The organism is Snodgrassella sp. M0110 (assembly GCF_016101465.1).
GTDB lineage: Bacteria > Pseudomonadota > Gammaproteobacteria > Burkholderiales > Neisseriaceae > Snodgrassella > Snodgrassella alvi.
Map to the genome: position 1 here is coordinate 299,486 of NZ_JACFQM010000002.1, position 21,793 is coordinate 321,278.

At 37.3% G+C, this 21,793-nt stretch carries 19 protein-coding genes; 8 read left to right on the forward strand and 11 right to left on the reverse strand.

What is annotated here, in order from left to right; genetic code table 11:
- Position 1: 1 nt before the first annotated feature.
- Both H3T84_RS04215 and H3T84_RS04220 read right to left on the reverse strand, forming a co-directional pair.
- On the reverse strand, positions 2 to 490 hold the full coding sequence (locus H3T84_RS04215) for a hypothetical protein (RefSeq protein ID WP_100116490.1): 489 nt from the start codon (positions 488 to 490) through the stop codon (positions 2 to 4).
- Positions 491 to 773: 283 nt separating this feature from the next.
- Positions 774 to 1,676 carry a phage antirepressor N-terminal domain-containing protein gene (locus H3T84_RS04220; RefSeq protein ID WP_198218210.1) on the reverse strand — a complete coding sequence of 301 codons (903 nt, stop codon included), beginning with the start codon at positions 1,674 to 1,676 and terminating at the stop codon, positions 774 to 776.
- Positions 1,677 to 2,043: 367 nt separating this feature from the next.
- On the opposite strand from H3T84_RS04220, the gene H3T84_RS04225 reads away from it, so the two are divergent.
- Positions 2,044 to 2,640: a LexA family transcriptional regulator gene (locus H3T84_RS04225; RefSeq protein WP_198218211.1), complete on the forward strand. Its 597-nt coding sequence runs from the start codon at positions 2,044 to 2,046 to the stop codon at positions 2,638 to 2,640.
- 642 nt (positions 2,641 to 3,282) lie between these two features.
- Here H3T84_RS04225 and H3T84_RS04230 read toward each other — a convergent pair.
- Positions 3,283 to 3,711 (reverse strand): hypothetical protein, encoded by a 429-nt coding sequence (locus H3T84_RS04230; RefSeq protein WP_198218213.1) that lies wholly within the window; start codon positions 3,709 to 3,711, stop codon positions 3,283 to 3,285.
- 379 nt (positions 3,712 to 4,090) lie between these two features.
- Here H3T84_RS04230 and H3T84_RS04235 point away from each other — a divergent pair, with 379 nt between their 5' ends.
- Positions 4,091 to 4,708, forward strand: a complete 618-nt coding sequence (locus tag H3T84_RS04235) for a LexA family transcriptional regulator (protein WP_198218215.1) — start codon at positions 4,091 to 4,093, stop codon at positions 4,706 to 4,708.
- 1,113 nt (positions 4,709 to 5,821) lie between these two features.
- Here H3T84_RS04235 and narI read toward each other — a convergent pair.
- The 8 genes from narI to H3T84_RS04275 all read right to left on the reverse strand — a co-directional run bounded on the left by narI (position 5,822) and on the right by H3T84_RS04275 (position 17,928).
- The gene (gene narI / locus H3T84_RS04240; RefSeq protein WP_025330500.1) at positions 5,822 to 6,511 is read right to left on the reverse strand and encodes a respiratory nitrate reductase subunit gamma; all 690 of its coding nucleotides are present in this window, start codon (positions 6,509 to 6,511) and stop codon (positions 5,822 to 5,824) included.
- Between the two features lie 12 nt (positions 6,512 to 6,523).
- Entirely contained in the window at positions 6,524 to 7,159 is a 636-nt protein-coding gene (gene narJ / locus H3T84_RS04245) for a nitrate reductase molybdenum cofactor assembly chaperone (protein ID WP_037488732.1), read from the reverse strand.
- A 9-nt stretch (positions 7,160 to 7,168) separates the two neighbouring features.
- Positions 7,169 to 8,722: a nitrate reductase subunit beta gene (gene narH / locus H3T84_RS04250; RefSeq protein ID WP_037488730.1), complete on the reverse strand. Its 1,554-nt coding sequence runs from the start codon at positions 8,720 to 8,722 to the stop codon at positions 7,169 to 7,171.
- A 13-nt stretch (positions 8,723 to 8,735) separates the two neighbouring features.
- The gene (locus H3T84_RS04255; protein ID WP_198218217.1) at positions 8,736 to 12,431 is read right to left on the reverse strand and encodes a nitrate reductase subunit alpha; all 3,696 of its coding nucleotides are present in this window, start codon (positions 12,429 to 12,431) and stop codon (positions 8,736 to 8,738) included.
- A 98-nt stretch (positions 12,432 to 12,529) separates the two neighbouring features.
- Positions 12,530 to 13,900: a NarK family nitrate/nitrite MFS transporter gene (locus H3T84_RS04260; RefSeq protein WP_078474597.1), complete on the reverse strand. Its 1,371-nt coding sequence runs from the start codon at positions 13,898 to 13,900 to the stop codon at positions 12,530 to 12,532.
- A gap of 12 nt (positions 13,901 to 13,912) precedes the next feature.
- Positions 13,913 to 15,136: a nitrate/nitrite transporter gene (locus H3T84_RS04265; RefSeq protein ID WP_084564566.1), complete on the reverse strand. Its 1,224-nt coding sequence runs from the start codon at positions 15,134 to 15,136 to the stop codon at positions 13,913 to 13,915.
- A gap of 189 nt (positions 15,137 to 15,325) precedes the next feature.
- Positions 15,326 to 15,979 carry a response regulator transcription factor gene (locus H3T84_RS04270; protein WP_174830023.1) on the reverse strand — a complete coding sequence of 218 codons (654 nt, stop codon included), beginning with the start codon at positions 15,977 to 15,979 and terminating at the stop codon, positions 15,326 to 15,328.
- A gap of 17 nt (positions 15,980 to 15,996) precedes the next feature.
- Positions 15,997 to 17,928: a histidine kinase gene (locus H3T84_RS04275; RefSeq protein WP_198218219.1), complete on the reverse strand. Its 1,932-nt coding sequence runs from the start codon at positions 17,926 to 17,928 to the stop codon at positions 15,997 to 15,999.
- 201 nt (positions 17,929 to 18,129) lie between these two features.
- Here H3T84_RS04275 and H3T84_RS04280 point away from each other — a divergent pair, with 201 nt between their 5' ends.
- The 6 genes from H3T84_RS04280 to H3T84_RS12410 all read left to right on the forward strand — a co-directional run bounded on the left by H3T84_RS04280 (position 18,130) and on the right by H3T84_RS12410 (position 21,784).
- Positions 18,130 to 18,495 carry a tlde1 domain-containing protein gene (locus H3T84_RS04280; RefSeq protein ID WP_198218221.1) on the forward strand — a complete coding sequence of 122 codons (366 nt, stop codon included), beginning with the start codon at positions 18,130 to 18,132 and terminating at the stop codon, positions 18,493 to 18,495.
- A gap of 23 nt (positions 18,496 to 18,518) precedes the next feature.
- Entirely contained in the window at positions 18,519 to 18,878 is a 360-nt protein-coding gene (locus H3T84_RS04285; RefSeq protein ID WP_198218222.1) for a hypothetical protein, read from the forward strand.
- A gap of 470 nt (positions 18,879 to 19,348) precedes the next feature.
- Positions 19,349 to 19,690 (forward strand): hypothetical protein, encoded by a 342-nt coding sequence (locus H3T84_RS04290; RefSeq protein WP_198218223.1) that lies wholly within the window; start codon positions 19,349 to 19,351, stop codon positions 19,688 to 19,690.
- A 476-nt stretch (positions 19,691 to 20,166) separates the two neighbouring features.
- Positions 20,167 to 20,508 carry a hypothetical protein gene (locus H3T84_RS04295; RefSeq protein WP_198218228.1) on the forward strand — a complete coding sequence of 114 codons (342 nt, stop codon included), beginning with the start codon at positions 20,167 to 20,169 and terminating at the stop codon, positions 20,506 to 20,508.
- A 477-nt stretch (positions 20,509 to 20,985) separates the two neighbouring features.
- Positions 20,986 to 21,327 carry a hypothetical protein gene (locus H3T84_RS04300; protein ID WP_198218230.1) on the forward strand — a complete coding sequence of 114 codons (342 nt, stop codon included), beginning with the start codon at positions 20,986 to 20,988 and terminating at the stop codon, positions 21,325 to 21,327.
- Between the two features lie 256 nt (positions 21,328 to 21,583).
- Positions 21,584 to 21,784 carry a tlde1 domain-containing protein gene (locus H3T84_RS12410; RefSeq protein ID WP_370524003.1) on the forward strand — a complete coding sequence of 67 codons (201 nt, stop codon included), beginning with the start codon at positions 21,584 to 21,586 and terminating at the stop codon, positions 21,782 to 21,784.
- Positions 21,785 to 21,793 lie beyond the last annotated feature (9 nt).

Consider the following 21,793-nt stretch of genomic DNA (forward strand, 5'->3'; position numbering starts at 1 on the left):
TTTATTGTCCTTTATGTTTTGAATCTTCAATCCGTTTTGTATAGTTAATCAAATTACGACCTGCCAGTGCACATACCACTGCTAAAACCGGATAGGTGGTCATACCGGTCGTTAACGGCGGATAAGATGCTAAAAATGTAGCTGATATCACAGCCCAGATTAAAGCAGATAGAATTAATAAATATCCAGATAAAACATGGCATCGATTAGATTTAAATATTGTTATAATTAGCTGAAGTAATGCCACACTAAGCAGCAATACTTCCAAAGTGAAAGGTTGTAGTAATAAAAAACCTTTATAAAGCTTCAGATTAAATACCTCACTCCCGCCTAAAATGAATATTCCGGCAAAACCTATCATAATCAGAGCACTGGTAACAGTAATTACACGCGTACCTGTATCAAATAACCATTTTTGTAATTTATCCGGTAAAAATCTTAAATCAAGCAGAGAATAAAGTAACTGAAGTATCAATTCAACATTTCTCATAAATCAACTATCATATCCTTTAAAAATGAAAGCTGGTTAAAACCAGTTTATTAATTATTTTATATTTCATAATATTTTCCAATTTATTGAGTCAATCTTTATTTCCCCTTTCTAAATATAAATAAATTTAATTTTATATTATTCTGATTTATTTATTATTTTTTAAATTAAAAATACTTATTATTTTTTCTTAATATTCATTTTATTCAGATGTATCAGCCATATCCGGAATTTTTTTATAAATTAAATTTCAGGATATGGCTATAACTATACAGTCAGATTATTACATTAACTTAGCTAAACAATCCCGGGCAAAATCTTTAGCTGCAGATTCAGGCATTTTTTCAAATAAAGGCAAAAAAGCTTTATGACATTTATTGAATACTTTGTCCATTTCATAAGCAAATTCATGAATATCACATTCATATTTACTGCCCATAATACGAAATACCGGAAACAAGTGCTCATACATCAGACGCATTTTTTGCGAACAAGCAAATGATTCATATAAACTAGCTAATATTGACGATGGAACAGTAATTTCATCGTTATTATTTTTAGCTAACTCGGTACTACTGATACTGGCTTTTTTTACGGCAACACGACTTAACAGACAAATAACATCTACAAACTTGGATGAAGGCACTTTTTCATAGCTAACTCCATACCGTGCTTTCACAGCCTGCCATAATGACATTGCCAGCTCAGCTTGTTTGTCTTTAGATACAGCCAGTACTAGTTGTTTATGTAAAGCCTTAATAATGCTAATCTGATTAGGTAATAGCCCAGTACAGCCACTTTCTTTCTTATCTACAACACTGCCGGATCTTTTTGCAGCCTGTGGTTTACGCCAGTGTTTCTGAATAGCTTCAGCACACTCACTTTGATAAGTAAGAACTAGTTCTTTGAGATTGCTTTTAACTTTTTTGGGATTAATACTTTGCAACCAGTTAGTCAATTTCTTTAATGGAATAACCAGAATTTTTTTGGTTCCGTTTTTTACAGGAATAGATAAAAAACCACAACCATATTTTTGATAACATCCTCTTAATTTACGATGTTGTGTAGACCAGTCTAAACCAATTCCATTAACCACTGATTTCATACATACATAAATTGTGTTCTTAACTTTAATGGTAGCCAGACTACTCCCATAAAAAGCAACAAATGTGATACTATTATTCACTTCAAAACTCCTTAATTTACCTTGGGGATTTTTGTTCACTTAATACCTCAAAGGCTGCCACCTTTGAGGTATTTTCTTTTCAGATACTAATATTTAAATATATTTAAAAATTTTAACCTTTACGTTATATAAATTATTTGATAATTAAAAAATATTTGTTTCCATATACTTTAAATTTAAAATCTAGTAGTAGTGCCGTTTCTATATAATTTAAGGTAATATACCCCTTTAAATGATTATTAAATATAACCACTTATGGCTATATTAAAATCTCTGAAAGATAATTACAAGCACTTTATGACCTTTAATGACTATTTTTTATCATCTATAAATTAATTTTTATCTATTAATATATTATGTTCCTATTATGAAATTTGCAAAACAACTTAAAAATGCCAGACTTGCAGCAGGGCTTTCTCAAAAAGAATTAGCTCAGAAAACCAGTATCACACCATCACTGATATCCAGATATGAATTGGGTAAAGTCGTACCGAGATTAGACACAGTTAATAAAATTATGAACATATTAAATTTTCAGCATACTGAAAATTTACCCCGAAATCATTACAATAATGGAGTCTTTTTGAGTATCCCTCCATTACCTATTCAGCATACAAATATTGAAACGACCCACATATCCATACTAAAAGAAGATTTAAATAACCATAATTTTCAGATAGAAAATTTATTTTATGCAACAATGAGCGGAAGCTCTATGCAAAATCTGCTCAATGACGGTGATAAATTCATTATTGATATTTCTCAGAAACAACCAGTAGATGGCAAAATTTATGCCTTTAATCAAGGTAACTTATTCAGAATTAAGATACTGCAAAACTTGCCAAATCAACAAATACGTCTGAAAAGCTATAATAATTACGAATATCCTGAAGAAATTGTCGCATTAAGTGAAATAGAACTAATCGGTCAAATCATTTATAGAGCAGGTTATATAACATTGTAATCAAAACATTAAGTAATAATTTTATTCAATTTATGAAATATCAGCCGAGTGTCTGAATATAGTCTCCGGCTCATTATAATATAATTAACATTTGTAAACAAAATATTAATGTAAATAATATTACTATTTTTTCATTTATTGAGAGAATATATTTCAATACAAAATGCTTATGTATTATTATTTAAGTTTTCTGATACAGAAAATCATAAAACCAGATATATTTGAACAAGTATACTTACAATTTTATTTCAATATTCACATATAAAATTTCTAAAATGAACATTTTAATCTTAAATCTGTATTTAGCAAGGTAAATCTAGTTTGAATAACAATTAATTTAAAGTATTGGTAGCACTAATAATTTATACAATTATATAAACTATATAGGATAAAAAAGATGTTCAGTGCCATTCAATATTTTTTCATAATACTTTAATGAAAACTTCCATAATTAAGATATGAACTCTCCTCAAATTTAATTAAATAAATTAAATTTATTTTTAAAATGAGTCTATTCAACCTGTAATCACTTTCTCAAAACGCAAAAAAGCCCCCTTTCGGGAACTTTATTTATCAGCTGTTCAAGGTTAAGCATACCTATAACTAATTTTTAACTTATTATAAAATATTGTATCGGATATGTCAAGAATTATAACGAAAATATTTTTCGAAATTGTTTTGAATCTTCATTTCCTGCCAGAAAAGCCACAAACTTTGTTCAATTGATTTATTCCAGTCTTTACTTGAGTAACGTCTCCGCTGATTCCGTTTAACTGTATTTTGATTCTGGCGTTTATATAAAGGACTTAGTTTGCAGTATTTGCTTGATAATAGAGCAAAGGCTTCACGATTCTTATAAAACAGATTTCCCATAGAAGTCTTCACCATATCATAAACTTCTGGTTGATAAGTAGGATAAAAAGTTTGCTGAACCCCTTTTGAAGCTGCCGGTGCCTGGTATTTCCATTCAATACTTCTGCAATGCCCTTTTTTAATAGTATCTTTCATACAATATTCATAAGCCCGTAAAACATTTTCAGCCAGGTCAACTTCAATTTTATAGTTTGTCATAGATATACCTTATATAAGTAAAGTACTGAAATCATTTTAAATAAATGTAAAATATAACAAGTTATTTCACTGATTCAATTTATTATTCAATTTATATTTATCATTTTTAAACATATAATCTGATTAAGTGTTAGTTTGAAATTTAGAGTAAAATCATACAGTTCCCTTTTCATATTGTAGGCACTCTCTTAAAATTAAAATTGGTTATAGATAATATTTTACAATTTAATAAATATATTTGTTTATACCTAATATAAAATCTATAATTTAAAAAATCTTTATTAAATTTTCGTTAATATTAAGTCAATAACTAATAAAATGCAAATCATTGCCTAACTATATACCTACTAAATAAGATTAGGCAAAAATAAGGATGATTATGTATACAGGTAAACAATTAGGTGAAGCCATCAAATCTGCAATCGAACTTAAAGGTGTACGCAAAGCTGATGTAGCTCGAGCTTTCGGGATAAAACCACCATCTGTAACCAGTTGGATTCAGACTGGTCGTATTGATAAGGCACATATCGATAAGTTGGTTTCTTATTTTGCCGATGTAGTGAGACCAGAACATTTTGGTATTGGATCATTCGAAACAAATGAAATTTTGTTTAATAGTTACAAAGTTCCTTTACTATCATGGATAGACGCCACTAAACAATTAGATAGTAATACTTTGCTAGAGACTAATCTCATATGGGTACCAACATTACGTAAACACAGTAATCAGGCATTTGCGCTTGAAATTAAAGGTGATAGTATGGAACCTGAATTCACAGCCGGTGATAAAATCATTGTAGACCCAGAAAGACCGATAAAAGACGGCTGCTTTGTTGTTGTATGCGAAAATAACAATAAGGCCATGTTTAAGCAGTATATCAGTGAGGGTAGCTATCATTATCTCAAACCTCTCAATAACCGTTATCCGATTATTGAGATGTCTGACCACATTACTATATGCGGCGTAGTGGTCGAAAAATTTAAAATATATATTTAAAATATATATTTAAAGAACATCGCCTGATTTTAAAAAATTTGAAGCTAAATATAGAGAATAATAGTGTAAATTTTTTATTACAATTGTTTAGTTAGCATTTGATCTAACTGCAATTAGTAAATATGGGTGTATTATCTCCTATTATTTTGATAAAATCAAGACCTTCAGAAATGATTTTTATTCATGTATTTTTTTGTTTTTAAAAAATTGAGTACTATGAAAACTGACTTATAATTTATTGTTTTCTATTTGTAAAATAGTTATTTTTTTACCTATTATAAAATTTATAAAATTGAATCCCTTGAAATCAGAATATTAATACAAAAAGATTAGTTTTAAATTTAATATTGTAAAATAAACTGATTAATAGTACTCATAAGACATGATTTTTTCATTTTATTTATAAAGTTATTATTGAGATTTCGCGAACATATTTTTTAATGGTATCTCGGCAAAATTCTGGGACTATAAAGATTCAGATCTTAAGCCGTTGCACATTAGCAGAGGCGGAATATTAAATTTTATTATTTTGAATTTGACTTAAGTTACTGCCATGTATGCTTGCTGTACTTTTAGTTCCATCATGTTAGCAATAGTCACAAACGAAATATAGTGATTCAAATTATTTATTTGCCTAAAAATTTCATTAAAATACCCATTACTTGTCTTTAAAAAGCTGAGATATCCATCTCATCTTTTTAGATTTTCAGTAAATACCATTAAGCAGCAGCCAGATTAAACAACAATGTATAGAAAATTAACATTTATTCATGTAATATAACCTTTGTTGTTAAATCCCCTTTAACATCCTTCAGCCCTCAAAGAATTGTCTCTTATGAGGGCTTTTTTTACTCAAAGAAAAAAGACATAGCGCATTACCCTGCAGAAAATCTGAAGAGAGAAAATCTCGCATTTCAAGAGTTTTTTCCTCTTTAGTATTCAAGTACACTCATTTATTGTTTTTTTTATTGTGTTTTTCATTACATCAAATTTTGTTTTGTTTATCTATTTCTCGACAGAACAATTAATTAAATTAATTCAATTCTATTTAGTTTAATTTATAATAAATAAGGCAGTACTGAATACCAGTACTGCCTTTTTTTTAGAAACTATTTAATAACGTCTGCTTCTGACCAGCTGTGTTTTACGCTTCAGATAGACTAAAGTACCAAATCCGCTCCAGATATGCACCAGACGGGTAAATGGAAAGATTACAAATACACTCATACCCATAAAGAGGTGTAATTTAAAAATCGGGCTGACATGCGCAATAATATCCGCTGCACCGCCTCTGAATGTCACAATATGCTGAGCCCACTGCATAAGACTAATCATTTCTGCTCCGTCCAGATGATGAGCGGAAACATGGATAGTACCCAGCCCCAGACAAAGCGTAATCAGCAACCAGATTAATACCAGTTTGTCGCGCCAGCTACTGTTAGCCAGTAAACGTGCACAGCTGAAACGCCGGTAAATAAGCATCAGTAATCCGATTAAAGCAAGTGTACCCATTATTCCGCCGGCAATCATTGCTGTCAGCTGCTTGGCTTCATGAGTAACACCAAGTGTATCCCAAACTACTACAGGCGTAAGCAAACCGACCAGATGTCCGAAAAACAGTCCGAGTACACCAATATGAAACAGAATATTGCCAACTCGCAGCAGACGCGGATAAAGCAGCTGGCTTGATTCAGACTTCCATGAATACTGATTTGTATCAAAACGAATCAAACTGCCCAGAAAAAAAATACTGGCGGCAATATAAGGAAAAATGCCGAAAATAAATTGATTAAGATAATACATGCTGTCTCCCGGCTAACTGAATTTTTTATTGCGGAAAAATTGCACTTCCTGCACAGACGGCTGATTTAATAACGGTTCCAGTCCTTCTGCTGTTGGTCCGAATTTTTCCAGAGCTTCGTCCATATTGCGTACTGGTGCAGCCTGTAATGGCTGCGGTTTAACTGGAGATAAAGCGACAACTGCATCCATAACCGGTGCATACACTGATTTACTCTGATGCAGGTTGTCAGCTATATAGCCAATCACATGGACTGCATCAGCAAGTAAATTTTTGGCTTCATCTTCGGCAACATGAGACAAAAATTCTAAAAATAAAGGCAGATAATCCGGCAATTCATTATCGGCAGGTTCAAAGCCGTGTTTCTGATATTCTGCCAGTAAATCGACCATCGCCTGACCACGGATGCGATCTTCTCCATGCAGATGTTCAAACATGTGTAAAGCATGTTTGCGACTGCGATCAAAAGTAGCTACATATACTTCTTGAAGATCGATTTCATCATGCGTGCGTAAATGTTCAAAAAATGGCTGTAATACTGAAATCTGATTAGCAGATAACTGATCGGCCAGAATTGAATGCAATTCATCCGTATGGTCTAACCATTCCTGCCTTGGATAGCTTAGTAAAATGGATAAAATTTTATACATTTGTCTGTCCTATGAGGCCGACTGACGATTATTTTTCTTACGCAGTCCATGAAAAATAATCGGTGAAGCTTTACGTGTACCAAACAGGCTTTCTTTGCTGTGGCCGTTATGGCAGCCATCTCCAAAAGAAAATCCGCAACTGGCTTTTTCCTCAAAAGTATTGCTGACCAGTTCTTTATGTGCACTTGGAATGACAAATCTGTCTTCATAATTGGCAATTGCCATTACCTGATACATTTCTTCAATTTGTGCAGCACTCAAACGATGTCCGGACAATTCCTGTAATGCCTGCTCTTCAGAATAAATATTTTTGCTGCGCATGTATTTACGCATATCAATCATGGTTTGCAGCGCATTAATAATTGGTTCGGTTTTACCGGCAGTGAGCAGATTGGCCAGATATTCAATCGGAATTCGCATATCTTTTATTTCCGGAATCAGACCATTCTGACCAATAACACCGGATTCAACCGCAGACTGAATTGGTGATAACGGCGGAATATACCAAACCATCGGTAAAGTACGATATTCTGGATGCAACGGAAATGCCACTTTCCATTCAACCGCCATTTTATAAACCGGCGAATTCTGAGCTGCCTGTATCCAGTCTGCCGGAATTCCCTGAGCCAGTGCTTCTTTGGCAATTTCAGGATCATTCGGGTCAAGAAAAATATCCAGTTGCTGTTCGTATAAATCCTGAGGATTTTCTATCGCAGCACTCTCACTGATCCGGTCTGCATCATAGAGGAGTACACCGAGATAACGTATTCTGCCAACACAGGTTTCTGAACAAATTGTCGGTTGACCGCCTTCAATGCGCGGATAACAGAAAATACATTTTTCCGCTTTGCCTGCCACCCAGTTGTAGTAAATCTTTTTATAAGGGCAGCCAGAGACACACATACGCCAGCCACGGCATTTATCCTGATCAATCAGAACAATCCCATCTTCTTCACGCTTGTATATTGAACCGGACGGACAACTGGCCACACAGGCTGGATTCAGGCAATGTTCACACAAACGCGGCAAATACATCATAAATGTATTTTCAAAAGCAGCGTAGATATCTTTCTGAATGCCATCAAAAAGTTTATCTTTAGAACGCTTGGCAAATTCACCGCCTAAATCATCTTCCCAGTTCGGTCCCCAGTGAATTTTATCCATTTTCTGCCCGGTTAATACCGAAACAGGCCGTGCTGTAGGCGGTGTTTGCATCAGCGGGGCATTTTGCAGATGCTCATAATCATAGGTAAACGGTTCATAATACTGGTCAATAGCCGGCATATTAGGGTTGGCAAAGATATTGGCCAGTACTTTGAGACGATTACCCTGCTTCAGTTTCAGCTTGCCTGAATTTTCACGTACCCAGCCACCTTTATACTGTTCCTGATCCTCCCAGTTTTTCGGATAACCGATACCGGGTTTCGTTTCTACATTATTAAACCAGGCATATTCAACCCCGTCACGACTTGTCCATACATTTTTACAGGTAACAGAACAGGTATGACAGCCAATACACTTGTCCAGATTTAACACCATTCCGATTTGTGCACGAATTTTCATGATTGTGTCCTTTTTATTCTGTCACCGGTGTTTTGGCCGGTTGATCCAGCCATTCCACTCTGTTCATTTTGCGTACTACGACAAGCTCATCACGGTTGGTACCTACCGTACCGTAATAATTAAAGCCCCATGATAATTGAGCATAACCACCAATCATATGCGTTGGCTTCATAACTACTTTAGTGACTGAGTTATGAATACCTCCGCGTTTACCGGACAGCTCTGAACCGGGCACATTGACAATTTTTTCCTGTGCGTGATACATCAGAATCATGGTTTCAGGTACTCGCTGACTTACCACTACCCGTGCGGTCAGCGTACCATTCACATTGAATACTTCCACCCAGTCGTTATCTTCGAGACCGGCACGTTTAGCATCAATTTCAGAAACCCACACATGCGGACCACCGCGTGATAAGGTCAGCATGCGTAAATTATCTGAATATGTACTGTGAATACCCCATTTCTGATGTGGTGTGATGAAATTCAGTACGATTTCAGGGTTGCCGTTGCTTTGATGGCCTTTCACGTTCAGCGTGGTTTTCAGATCTACAGCCGGACGATAGGAAACCAGTCCCTCACCAAACAGCCGCATCCATTGATGATCCTGATAAAACTGCTGCCGGCCGGTTAAGGTGCGCCATGGAATCAGTTCGTGCACATTGGTATAACCAGCGTTATAGCTGACTTTTTCACTTTCCAGACCAGACCAAGTGGGTGATGAAATAATCTTGCGCGGCTGTGCCTGCACATCGCGGAAACGGATAGCATCATCTTCACGGGCAATGGCCAGATGAGTATGGTCGATACCTGTATTTTTTGATAAAGCTTCCCATGCCTTAACTGCCACATGGCCATTGGTCTCCGGAGCCAGTGTCAGAATCATTTCCGCAGCATCAATAGCTGTGTGCAGTTTCGGCTGGCCTGTGGCCACACCTTCGGATTGGGTGTTGTTAAGTTTGCGCAGTAAATCTACTTCTGCACCAGTCTGCCAGCTAATACCTTTACCACCATTACCGATTTTTTCCAGCAACGGTCCTACTGAAGTGAATTTGTCATAAATAGCACCATAATCACGTTCAACCACGGTCATTTTCGGCATGGTTTTGCCCGGTACCGGTTCACATTCACCCAGTTTCCAGTCTTTCGGGTCAAACGGCTGTGCCAGCTCTTCTGGACTGTCGTGCATCAATGGTGTTAATACCAGATCCTTACGTACACCCAGATAATCTTTGGCAGTTTCGGAAAATGCTTTCGCCAGACCACGATAAATATCCCAGTCAGTTTTACTTTCCCAAAGCGGTTTTACTGCCTCACTAAGCGGATGGATAAACGGATGCATATCCGAAGTGTTCAGATCATCTTTTTCATACCAGGTGGCTGTAGGCAGCACAATATCTGCATACAGACAGGTAGTGGACATACGAAAATCCAGTACGGTAAGTAAATCCAGCTTACCCTCAGCTGCCGGACGCACTTGTACATCAATCGGCTTAATAGCATCGGTTTCATCACTCATCAGTGCATTTTGTGTGCCAAGCAGATACTTGAGAAAATACTCATGCCCTTTACCGGATGAACCAAGAATATTGGAACGCCAGACAAACAGATTACGCGGGAAATTCTGCGGATTATCCGGATCAGTACAAGCCATATCCAGTGCGCCCGATTTCATCTGCTCAACAGCAAATGCAATCGGATCTTTACCTTGTGCTTCTGCGTCACGGGTCACATCAAGCGGATTACGTCCCAGCTGCGGAGCAGAAGGCAGCCAGCCCATTCGTTCAGCTTTAACGTTGAAATCCAGCTGACTCATATCAGCCATCTGACCAGCATGGGTTGGCGCAATAACTTCCGACATCTTAAGTTTTTCATGCCGCCACTGGCTGGTGTGTGCATAGAAGAAAGAAGTACCATTCATCTGGCGTGAAGGCCGGTTCCAGTCTGCAGCAAAAGCCAGAGGGGCCCAGCCGGTTTGCGGGCGTAGTTTTTCCTGACCGACATAATGACACCAGCCGCCGCCGCTCTGACCGATACAGCCACACATCATCAGCATATTAATAATGCCACGATACGCCATGTCCATGTGATACCAGTGATTCAGACCGGCACCCACAATTACCATACTGCGACCATGTGTTTCATGTGCGTTTTGGGCAAATTCGCGTGCCACCTGAATCACCAGCTCCGGCTTCACGCCGGTATGTTTCTGCTGCCACAATGGTGTATAAGGCACATCAGCCAGATAATCATCGGTAACGCCATCACCACCAAAACCACGGTCAATACCATAATTGGCACACATCAAATCAAATACTGTTGTTACCAGTATTTTTTCGCCATCTGCATTAATTATCTGCTTAACCGGAATATTTTTAACAATGACTTCTGCTGCATCATCCCCGCCGAAATAATCAAAAGACACACCCATGATGGCATCATGATTATCTTTAAGTGATATCAGCGCTTTGATTTCTGTACTGTCAGATTTTTGTGCCAGCAGATTCCATTTACCCTGCTCACCCCAGCGAAAACCTATCGATCCTTTCGGTGCAACAATATCACCGGTATTTTCGTTGATAACCAGTGTTTTCCATTCAGAATGATTGCTTTCATCCAGCCCGCCTGCTATCTGGCTTGCACGCAGGAAGTAGCCCGGCAGCAGTTTACCGTTTTCCTGATTAATCACCACCAGATTAGGCATATCTGTCAGACGACGACAATAATCAATAAAATATTCTGACGGATTCTGCAGATGAAATTCTTTCAGAATCACATGCCCCATTGCCATTGCCAGAGCAGCATCTGTCCCCTGTTTTGGTGCCATCCAGATATCACTGAATTTCACCATTTCACCATAATCAGATGAAACTGCTACTGTTTTTGTACCTTTATAACGCACTTCAGTATAGAAGTGCGCATCCGGAGTGCGTGTCATGGGTACATTAGAGCCCCATACCATCAGATAGTTGGCGTTGTACCAGTCGGCAGATTCTGCAACATCGGTTTGTTCACCCCATGTTTGCGGGCTGGAAGGCGGTAAATCGCAATACCAGTCGTAAAATGACAGCGGTACACCGCCAATCAGACTCAGATAACGCGAACCGGCAGCATAGCTCACCATCGACATTGCCGGAATCGGAGAAAAGCCAATTACACGATCCGGACCAAACTCTTTAATTGTGAATGCATTGGCAGCAGCAATAATTTCATAAGCTTCTTTCCAGTCCAGACGGACAAAACCGCCCTGACCACGCTCAGATTTATATTTTTTCGCCAATTCCGGATTCTGAGTAATACTCTGCCAGGCCTCAATTGCATTCAGAGTCTGGCGTTTTTCACGCCACATACGCAGCAGAGAAGCGCGAATCATCGGATATTTCACCCGCTGTGCAGAGTAAACATACCAGCTATATGATGCACCACGCGGACAGCCCCGCGGTTCATGATTGGGTAAATCGGCACGTGTACGCGGGTAATCTGTCTGTTGCATTTCCCATGTAATCAAACCGTTTTTAACAAAAACGCGCCAACTACAGGAACCGGTACAATTTACTCCGTGAGTTGAACGTACAATTTTGTCATGCTGCCAGCGCTGGCGGTAAGCATCTTCCCATTCTCTGCTCTCAGCCACCACTGCCCCATGTCCGGCAGAAAATGTTTCTTTGGTTTTACGTAAAAAATTCAGTCTGTCTAAAAAATGGCTCATGAATTTGTGCTCCATAGAGGCAAAAGCCTCAAACAGTTTCTTATTGATTTATATTTTTTCTGCACCATTATCTATGACAATGGTGCGATCACTTCAAATTAACAACTCGTAACTGATTGTTTGCGAACATAAAACCAGTAATTAACTATCAGACAGCTTACATAGAAAACAATAAAGCCCCATAAAGCCACTGATGCGCTGCCTGTCGCCTCAATCGAAGAACCAAAACTTTTCGGAATCAGAAAACCACCATAAGCACCGATTGCGCCCATAAAGCCTAATACCGTAGCTGATTCTTTAGTGGCATGAGCTTCTGAGGTTTTAACATCGCCCTGATGCAGATGACGATGAAACTGAGAGAAAATCCGCGGCACCTGCGCATAAGTTGAACCGTTACCAATACCGCTAAAAGCAAACAGCAACATAAAACTACAGAAAAAACCAACAAAACTGCCTTCATTGCCGCCAATAGGCTGAAATACCAGAACACCAATGACCCCGACAATCATCATGGCATAGCTGATTTCGGTAAGTTTTGCCGCAGACATCTTGTCAGACAGCCAACCACCCACGACACGCAGTACTGCACCTACAAACGGACCTAAAAAGGCAAATTTAACTGCATCCAGATGCGGGAAAGAATGACTGATTAATAACGGGAAAGCAGCCGAAAAACCGATGAACGAACCAAACGTGCCCACATAAAGCCAGCATAAAATCCAGTTGTGCAACCGCTTGAAAATGACAAACTGTTCCTTTAGTGAGGAATGCATGCTGCCAATATCATTCATCCCAAACCATGCAGCCAGCGTACTGAGCACAATAAACGGTACCCAGATAAAACCAGCATTCTGCAACCAAACCTGTGCAGATCCCTGAGGCGTAGAAATTGTCTGAGACTCACCGCCCATTGCACCAAACAGACAGCTAGTAATCGCCAGTGGCACAGCAATCTGTACTGCGGATACGCCCAGATTGCCCAAACCGGCATTAATCCCCATCGCCTGACCTTTTTCCGATTTCGGGAAAAACAGACTGATATTGGACATAGATGAACTGAAATTTGCTCCGCCAAAACCACATAAAAGCGCCAGAATGAACATCGTTGTATAAGAAGTATTCGGATTCTGTACAGCAAAGCCCAAACCCAGCGCAGGAATCAGCAAACTGGCTGTAGAAATTGTCGTCCATTTGCGGCCACCGAAAATCGGAATCACAAATGAATAGAAAATTCGTAAAGTTGCACCTGATAATGCCGGCAAGGCCGCCAGCCAGAACAGTTCATTGCTGCTGAACTTAAATCCAACCAGTGGCAGTTTTACTACCGTCACACTCCATACCTGCCAGATGGCAAACGCCAGTAACAATGCAGGAACGGAAATCCATAAATTTCTGCGTGCTATTGCACGACCACCTGACTGCCAGAATTGTTGATCTTCCGGTCGCCAATCTTTTAAAACTTTACCCATATCAAACTCACTTTATTGGTGCTTAGGGTTTTTCAGAGAAAAATGCATCCAGATTAAACTGATACATACCGTGCCAAACATCAGCATGAAGGAGGTAGAACGTACACCTGTCCAGTCTACTAACCGACCAAACATAATCGGCAACAGAAAACCGCCCAGTCCCCCGGCCAGACCCACTACACCAGACACAGTACCCATATCATCCGGAAACTCATCAGAAATAAACTTAAATACCGAAGCTTTACCGATTGCCATAGCCACACCGACCACAAACAGCAGCACAGTAAATATCGTTGCATTTAAACCAATATGCATATCCAGATGACCACTTACTGTACGAATAGACATTTGTGTTTGCGGATAAGACAACAGAAAGAATGCAATTGCGCAAATCCACATTACAGCCCAGGTAACTTTATAGGCACCGTATTTATCAGACAGCCAGCCACCGAATGCACGCAGTACACCCCCCGGCAGAGAGAAGCATGCAGCCAGCAATCCGGCCTGTGCTAAGCCGAAGTTATATTCGTTAACATAGTAATTCACCATCCACAGCGAAATACCTACATAGCCGCCAAACACTACCGAATACAGCTGACTGTATTTCAGCACTTGCGGATTTTTCATTAATAACAACTGAGCTTTCAGACTTGGCTGTTTCGCAGAAGCTGCTTTAGGCTCCGGATAACTGAAAAACCAGAACAATACTGTAATGACCAGCAAAATTACGGCATATACACGGGGTACAGCCTGCCAGCCATATGCTGCAATTAGTGCAGGTGCCAGAAACTTATTTACGGCAGAACCGGCATTACCGGCTCCAAAAATACCCATTGCCAAACCCTGACGTTCCTTGCGAAACCATTTGGCCACATAAGGAGTACCAACAGAAAATGAGCCGCCTACTAATCCCAGCCACAGCGCAATCCAGAGAAACTGACTGTATGTGTGTGCATATTCAAGCAGCCAGACTGCCGGAACACATGACAGCATCAGCAGAAAAAATACAATACGGCCGCCAAAACGGTCAGTCCAGATACCTAAAGGTACCCGGATAAGTGATCCGGACAGTACAGGCATCGCTACCAGCAAACCAAATTCAGCTTCACTAAGTTGTAATTGTTTTTTGATAGGTATTCCCAAAACAGCAAATATCATCCAGATCATAAAACAGACAATAAATGCAATCGTGCTGGAAGTAAGCACTGTTACCGATTTTCTAACACCAGAATCCATTCTGTACCCCCATTAATAATTCTCTTTAGTGTACGTAATCACCTTTTCATATCCAATTAGTCATCCGATGCAAAATCATTAACCAGAAAGCACAACGTCAAATAAGCAAAAAGACCTATTGACAAACTCAATAGGCCTTTATCAAATTCTGATATTCAGTAGTTATTACCTGATACTCAACTCACTTGTTTATTTATCCAGACCATGCTCAATGGCATAGACAGCAGCCTGCACCCTGCTGGCTACATTTAATTTGCGTAAAATATTCTGAACATGCACTTTTATAGTGCTTTCAGTTACATCCAGATTACGCGCAATCACCTTATTACTATTCCCACGTGCCAGCCAGCGCAAAATTTCCCGTTCGCGCGGTGTCAGTGGTTCAGTAATTTTCTCGTCAGCCTGCTCCTGCCTGCGCAACCTTGTTACCAGCTTACTTGTCATTTCAGGCGATAACACACTATCACCGCTAATCGCTTTTTCAATACTATCCAGCAAAAATTCCGTATCAATATTTTTTAACAGATATCCGCGGGCGCCCAGTCGCATACATTCGAGTAAATCGCTACCGTCTTCAGATACTGTCAGCATCAGTACCACCTGCTGCGGATTATGATTTATCATCTGCGGTAGTGCTTCAAGTCCTCTCATTACCGGCATATCCAGATCAAGGAGTACGGCATCCGGCTGGAGCTGTTGCTGCATTTTTACCCCTTCAAGCCCGTCTGTGGCTTCACCCACCACCTCAAAACGCTCACAACTATCAATCAGTGCACGCAAACCACGCCGAAACAAAGTGTGATCATCGACAATCAGAATCCGGTACTTATTTTTATTAAGCATTATTAAATTCCCAAAAATTATTTCTGCGCATGAATATACTGACGCGGCACCATCAACTCTACACAGACCCCGTTATTTTCACGTGCAAATATTTTTAATTCTCCATTAATCTTGCCGGCTCGTTCTTTCATGATATGCACACCCACATGCCCGTGCAGCCCCTTCTGAATCAGCGTATCCTCGGCAAAACCTATTCCGTTATCTTCAATACAGAGATTCAGGCGATCAGCCAGATATACCAGCCTCACACGCACAGCATCGGCATGCGCATGTTTACGTACATTTGATAATGCTTCCTGCACAATGAACACTACCTGCAATTGTACATCCGACTCTACCTCATACACATCGCCTTCTACCGACCAATCCGCAACAATATCTGTTTGTTGTTCAAATCTTTTCATCACTTCCTGCAACGAACTGATTAGCCCTTCTGAAACCAGACGTACCCGGAAATTTGACAATAATTCGCGTACATCATCATAGCATTGCTGAATACCCTCATGAATAAAATCCAGAGTCTGTTTAGCCTGCTCTTGTTTCTGCTCTGCAAGAGATTTTTCCAGTACCTGTATCTGCATATTCATAAATGAAAGCGACTGCGCGATACTATCATGCAATCCTTGTGCCATCAGGTTACGCTCTTCCAGTATCGCCATCTGCTTATCCAGTTCATTCAGGCGCATACTCTCAATTGCTATCCCGAACTGGCTGCAAACAGTTGAAATCAGACGTTGATTTTCTTCACTCAGCGCAAACGGCTTCAGTGCAAACAAGTGCAGCATACCGATTTCATCATCTACTGATTTCACTGCAAAAGTCAGACAAAACGGCAGAACCTGCTGCATCTGACAGCAATGATTATTTTCCTCATGAATGACCAGCGATTGATTATTGTAATTAACCACAGACTGATGCAACCGCACACAGCGCCCGCCATCACAGCGATAATCACGGAACATATCTACCTGCTCTTCTGTCAGCCCATCCGAGCCGGCTACTTCAAGCATCTGTGAATGGCGATTTTTTAACTGCACCACACAAGCATCCGCACCACTGAATGCCTTCATTTTATGCATAAATATTTGTACCAGCACCGTCAGATCATGCTGTTCCTGAAACAATGAGGTCATAGCATATAATACCGCCAGCTCACGATTACGCTTAACCACTGCCTGCGTCTGTTCAGCTACCCGGTTTTCCAGCGTGTCATATACCTCATACAACTTGGCGGCCATCAAATTAAAACCCTGTGCTACCTGCCCGAACTCATTAGCCGTACCCACTTTCAGGCGTGTATCAAAATACCCCTTACCAATCTGACTGATCCCCTGATTCAGACGTAACAGCGGCGAAATAACCAGATGATGCAGTAACAGCAATGATACAATCGCAGATAGAACAGCCATCATTAATACTAGCACCTGCAACCAGCGCAACAGTTTGATATTGTGCGTATTATCTTGCTCAATAAGCAAAACCACCCGGTCAATTACCGCAGTAAATTCTCTGGCCTGAGCAAGGAAAGCTTCTCCGCTTAGTCTGCCCTGTAAATAAGCTTCACGGTCAGCAAGAAAATCCTGCAACTGCTCCTCAATTTCCTGAACTTGAGTTAATAACTGTTTATGGCGCTGACCGTTCATAACCCCGGTATCATGCAATTCGTATAAATGACCAAGTATTTCCTTAAATTGACGCTTTTCATCCGCAAACTGCTGCTCCGCACCCGGTGTTTTCGTGACCAGTACCATATAAAACACCCGCTTGCGCAGACTGCCGGCTTCATTGATTGCCATTCCCAGCTCTTCCAGCCGCCATGAGGTATTCAACGACAACCCTACCAGACTGGTAGCCAGAAACAGCCACACAGCAATCAGCACAACCAGGACTTTTGATAACTTCTGTCCGCGTATAAACGACCGATCAAACTTTTGCCACAGATTTTTCATAACACCCCAATCAGAAAACTGGCAGCACTATAACGCAAAAGTCGAAATACAGATTTGATATTCATATAAAATTTGATATCTTTGCCAATAAAATATATAATATATTTACTATTTTTTAATATATTTAATAATTGAAATAATAAAATAACTTATTTTAATCTATTTTAGATTTTTATTAATTATAAAAAGGAGTGAATTGCTATGACTTGGACTTATGAACAAAAAACTGGTATCTTGAGACATAATGGTGAGTTTATTATTTCTGGGTATGCAGGTTTTGGTGAAGGGCAAAACCAACCTTCAAAACAATGTGTAAGCAATGTTGGTCCTCTGCCCAGAGGTAAATATATTATGAAAGAGCTTATCTTGAACCATAAACATATGGGTCCATATATAATAAGGTTAGAACCTGATCCAAGTAATAATATGTGTGGTAGATCCGGTTTTTACATTCATGGTGATAGTATAAAGAATCCCGGTACGGCTTCTACTGGTTGTATAATTCTACGTAAAATACATCGGGAAAAAATGTGGAAAAGCAATGATAAAAATCTAGAAGTAAAATAGATAAAATCAAAGGATGAAGGAAAGTGAAAAAATTTTTAATAGTAACACTATTAGCAGTCTTGCCTATATTAAGCTTTGCTAAAGCACCTTATTGCGTTTCCTGGCCAATGAATATGAGTAGAACTTGGTTACAAAATGCTGGTGTAGTTGATATTAAAAATTTAGATGAATCTAAAACTAAGATAACATTATTAGCATCTGAGAAAAAAGCAAAAGGCTTATATACCCAGATTTTTCACTTTATTTTTTATGATAAAAAAGGAAATAGTTATGAAATCATTACTAATAGTGATGCTTCTTATGAAGAATGTTCAATGAGTGATGTTGATGTATATTTAATATCAAAATTAATATCAAATATTTATAAACAAGAAAATAAATGAGATATTATCATTAATTACATTATCTTTTAAGGAAAATCATATATTTAAAAATAGATATATGATTTTCTTCATAAATTTTTAAAATAAATTAGATGTTTTTAAAATAAAATTTAAATCATATCATTTATTCAGCTCTGGAATAGTGAAATTTTGATTACAGTAATTTATATAGTCTTTGTATCAAATAAATATATAATTAAGATGTAATATTTATTACATTTTGCCATCTTAAAGATTATCTTGAAACATCCACATTGTGGTACATATGTAATCAGGTTAGAACCTGATCCAAGTAATAATATGTGTGGTAGATCCGGTTTTTTAATTCATGGTGATAGTAAAACGCATCCCGGTTCTGCATCACATGGTTGTATAATTCTATTTATAAACTATCGAAAAGATATGTGGAACAGCGGTGATAAAATTCTAGAAGTAATAGCATAATAGATAAAATCTAAGGATGAAGAAAAGTGAAAAAACTTTTACTAGTAATACTATTAGCAGTCTTGCCTATATTAAGCTTTGCTAAAGGGCCTGATTGCGATTCCTGGCCAATGAATATGAGTGAAGGCTGGTTACAAAATGCTGGTATAGTTGATGTCATAAATTTAGATGAATCTAAAACTAAGATAACATTATTAGCATCCGAGAAAAAAGCAAAAGGTTTATATACTCAGATTTATCACTTTATTTTTTATGATAAAATAGGAAATAGCTATGAAATCATTACTAATAATGATGCTTCTTATGAAGAATGTTCAATGACTGGTGTTGATATCTATCTAATATCAAAAAGTGTTTCAAACAAGTAAATAAATGAGATATTATCATTAGTTACATATTTTTTAAGGAAAATCATGTATCTATAAATATATATATGATTTTCATCATAAATTTTTAAAATAAATTAGATGTTTTTAAACGAAAACTTAAATCATATCATTTATTCAGCTCTGGAATAGTGAAATTTGATTACAGCAATTTAGATAGTCTTAGTATCAAATAAATATATAATTAAGATGTAATATTTATTACATTTTGCCATCTTAAAGATTATCTTGAAACATCTACATTGTGGTACATATGTAATCAGGTTAGAACCTAATTCTGGTAATAATATGTGTAGTAGATCCGGTTTTTACATCCATGGTGATAGTAAATCGCATCCCGGTTTTGCTTTTCATGGTTGTATAATTGTAAATATTAAGTATCAAAAAGATATGTGGAACAGCGGTGATAAAGTTCTAGAAGTAATAGCATAATAGATAAAATCTAAGGATGAAGAAAAGTGAAAAAATTTTTACTAGTAACACTATTCGCAGTCTTGCCTATATTAAGCTTTGCTAAAGGGCCTGATTGCCATTCCTGGCCAATGAATATGAGTGAAGTCTGGTTACAAAATGCTGGTATAGTTGCTATCGAAAATATAAATGAACCTAAAACTAAGATAACATTATTGGCATCTGAGAAAAAAGCAAAAGGCTTATATACCCAGATTTATCACTTTATTTTTTATGATGCAATAGGAAATCGTTATGAAACCATTACTAATAATGATGCTTCTTATGAAGAATGTTCAGAGACTGGTGTTGATGTCTATTTAATATCAAGAAGTGTTTCAAACAAATAAATAAATGAAATATTATCATTAGTTACATATCTTTTAAGGAAAATCATATATTTAAAATAGATATATGATTTTCATCATAAATTTTTAAAATAAATTAGATGTTTTTTAAAATAAAACTTAATTCATATCATTTATTCAGCTCTGGAATAATGAAATTTTGATTACAGTAATTTATATAGTCTTTGTATCAAATAAATATATAAATAAGATGTAATATTTATTACATTCTGCCATCTTAAAGATTATCTTGAAACATCTACATTGTGGTACATATGTAATCAGGTTAGAACCTGATCCAGGTAATAATATGTGTAGTAGATCCGGTTTTTACATCCATGGTAATAGTACAATGCATCCCGGTATAGCTTTTGATGTTTGTATAATTCTAGATAAAAAGTGTCGAAAAGATATGTGGAACAGCGGTGATAAAATTCTAGAAGTAATAGCATAAGAGATAAAATCTAAGGGTGAAGAAAAGTGAAAAAACTTTTACTAGTAACACTATTAGCAGTCTTACCTATATTAAGCTTTGCTAAAGGGCCTGATTGCTATTCCTGGCCAATGAATATAAGTGAAGGCTGGTTAAAAAAAGTTGGTATAGTTGATAACATAAATTTAGATGAATCTAAAACTAAGATAACATTATTGGCATCTGAGAAAAAAGCAAAAGGCTTATATACCCAGATTTATCACTTTATTTTTTATGATACAACAGGAAATACTTATGAAACCATTACTAAAAATGATGCTTCTTATGAAGAATGTTCAGAGACTGCTGCTGATGTCTATTTAATATCAAAAAGTCATATAAACAAGTAAATAAATGAGATGTTATCCTTAGTTACATATTTTTTAAGGAAAATCATGTATCTATAAATAGATATATGATTTTCATCATAAATAATAAATATTTAAAATAAATTAAATATTTTTTTAAACTAAGACTTAAATCATATCATTTATTCAGCTCTGGAATAGTGAAATTTTGATTGCATCAATTTATATAGTCTTAGTATCAAATAAATATATAAGTAAGATGTAATATTTATTACATTCCGCCATCTTAGAGATTATCTTGAAACACCCACATTGTAGTGCATATTCAATCAGGTTAGAACCTGATCCAGGTAATAATATGTGTGGTAGATCTGGTTTTTACATCCATGGTGATAGTAAAATGAATTCCGGTACTACTTCTACTGGTTGTATTATTCTAGATAAAAAATATCGGGAACAAATGTGGAATAGCAATAATAAAAATCTAGAAGTAATATAATAGTGGAAT

Coding starts and splice junctions, on each gene's coding strand:
- H3T84_RS04215 (WP_100116490.1), bottom strand. CDS start 490: ATGAGAAATGTTGAATTGATACTTCAGTTACTTTATTCTCTGCTTGAT.
- narH (WP_037488730.1), bottom strand. CDS start 8,722: ATGAAAATTCGTGCACAAATCGGAATGGTGTTAAATCTGGACAAGTGT.
- H3T84_RS04235 (WP_198218215.1), top strand. CDS start 4,091: ATGTATACAGGTAAACAATTAGGTGAAGCCATCAAATCTGCAATCGAA.
- H3T84_RS04230 (WP_198218213.1), bottom strand. CDS start 3,711: ATGACAAACTATAAAATTGAAGTTGACCTGGCTGAAAATGTTTTACGG.
- narI (WP_025330500.1), bottom strand. CDS start 6,511: ATGTATTATCTTAATCAATTTATTTTCGGCATTTTTCCTTATATTGCC.
- H3T84_RS04265 (WP_084564566.1), bottom strand. CDS start 15,136: ATGGATTCTGGTGTTAGAAAATCGGTAACAGTGCTTACTTCCAGCACG.
- H3T84_RS04260 (WP_078474597.1), bottom strand. CDS start 13,900: ATGGGTAAAGTTTTAAAAGATTGGCGACCGGAAGATCAACAATTCTGG.
- H3T84_RS04280 (WP_198218221.1), top strand. CDS start 18,130: ATGACTTGGACTTATGAACAAAAAACTGGTATCTTGAGACATAATGGT.
- H3T84_RS04275 (WP_198218219.1), bottom strand. CDS start 17,928: ATGAAAAATCTGTGGCAAAAGTTTGATCGGTCGTTTATACGCGGACAG.
- narJ (WP_037488732.1), bottom strand. CDS start 7,159: ATGTATAAAATTTTATCCATTTTACTAAGCTATCCAAGGCAGGAATGG.
- H3T84_RS04270 (WP_174830023.1), bottom strand. CDS start 15,979: ATGCTTAATAAAAATAAGTACCGGATTCTGATTGTCGATGATCACACT.
- H3T84_RS04255 (WP_198218217.1), bottom strand. CDS start 12,431: ATGAGCCATTTTTTAGACAGACTGAATTTTTTACGTAAAACCAAAGAA.
- H3T84_RS04225 (WP_198218211.1), top strand. CDS start 2,044: ATGAAATTTGCAAAACAACTTAAAAATGCCAGACTTGCAGCAGGGCTT.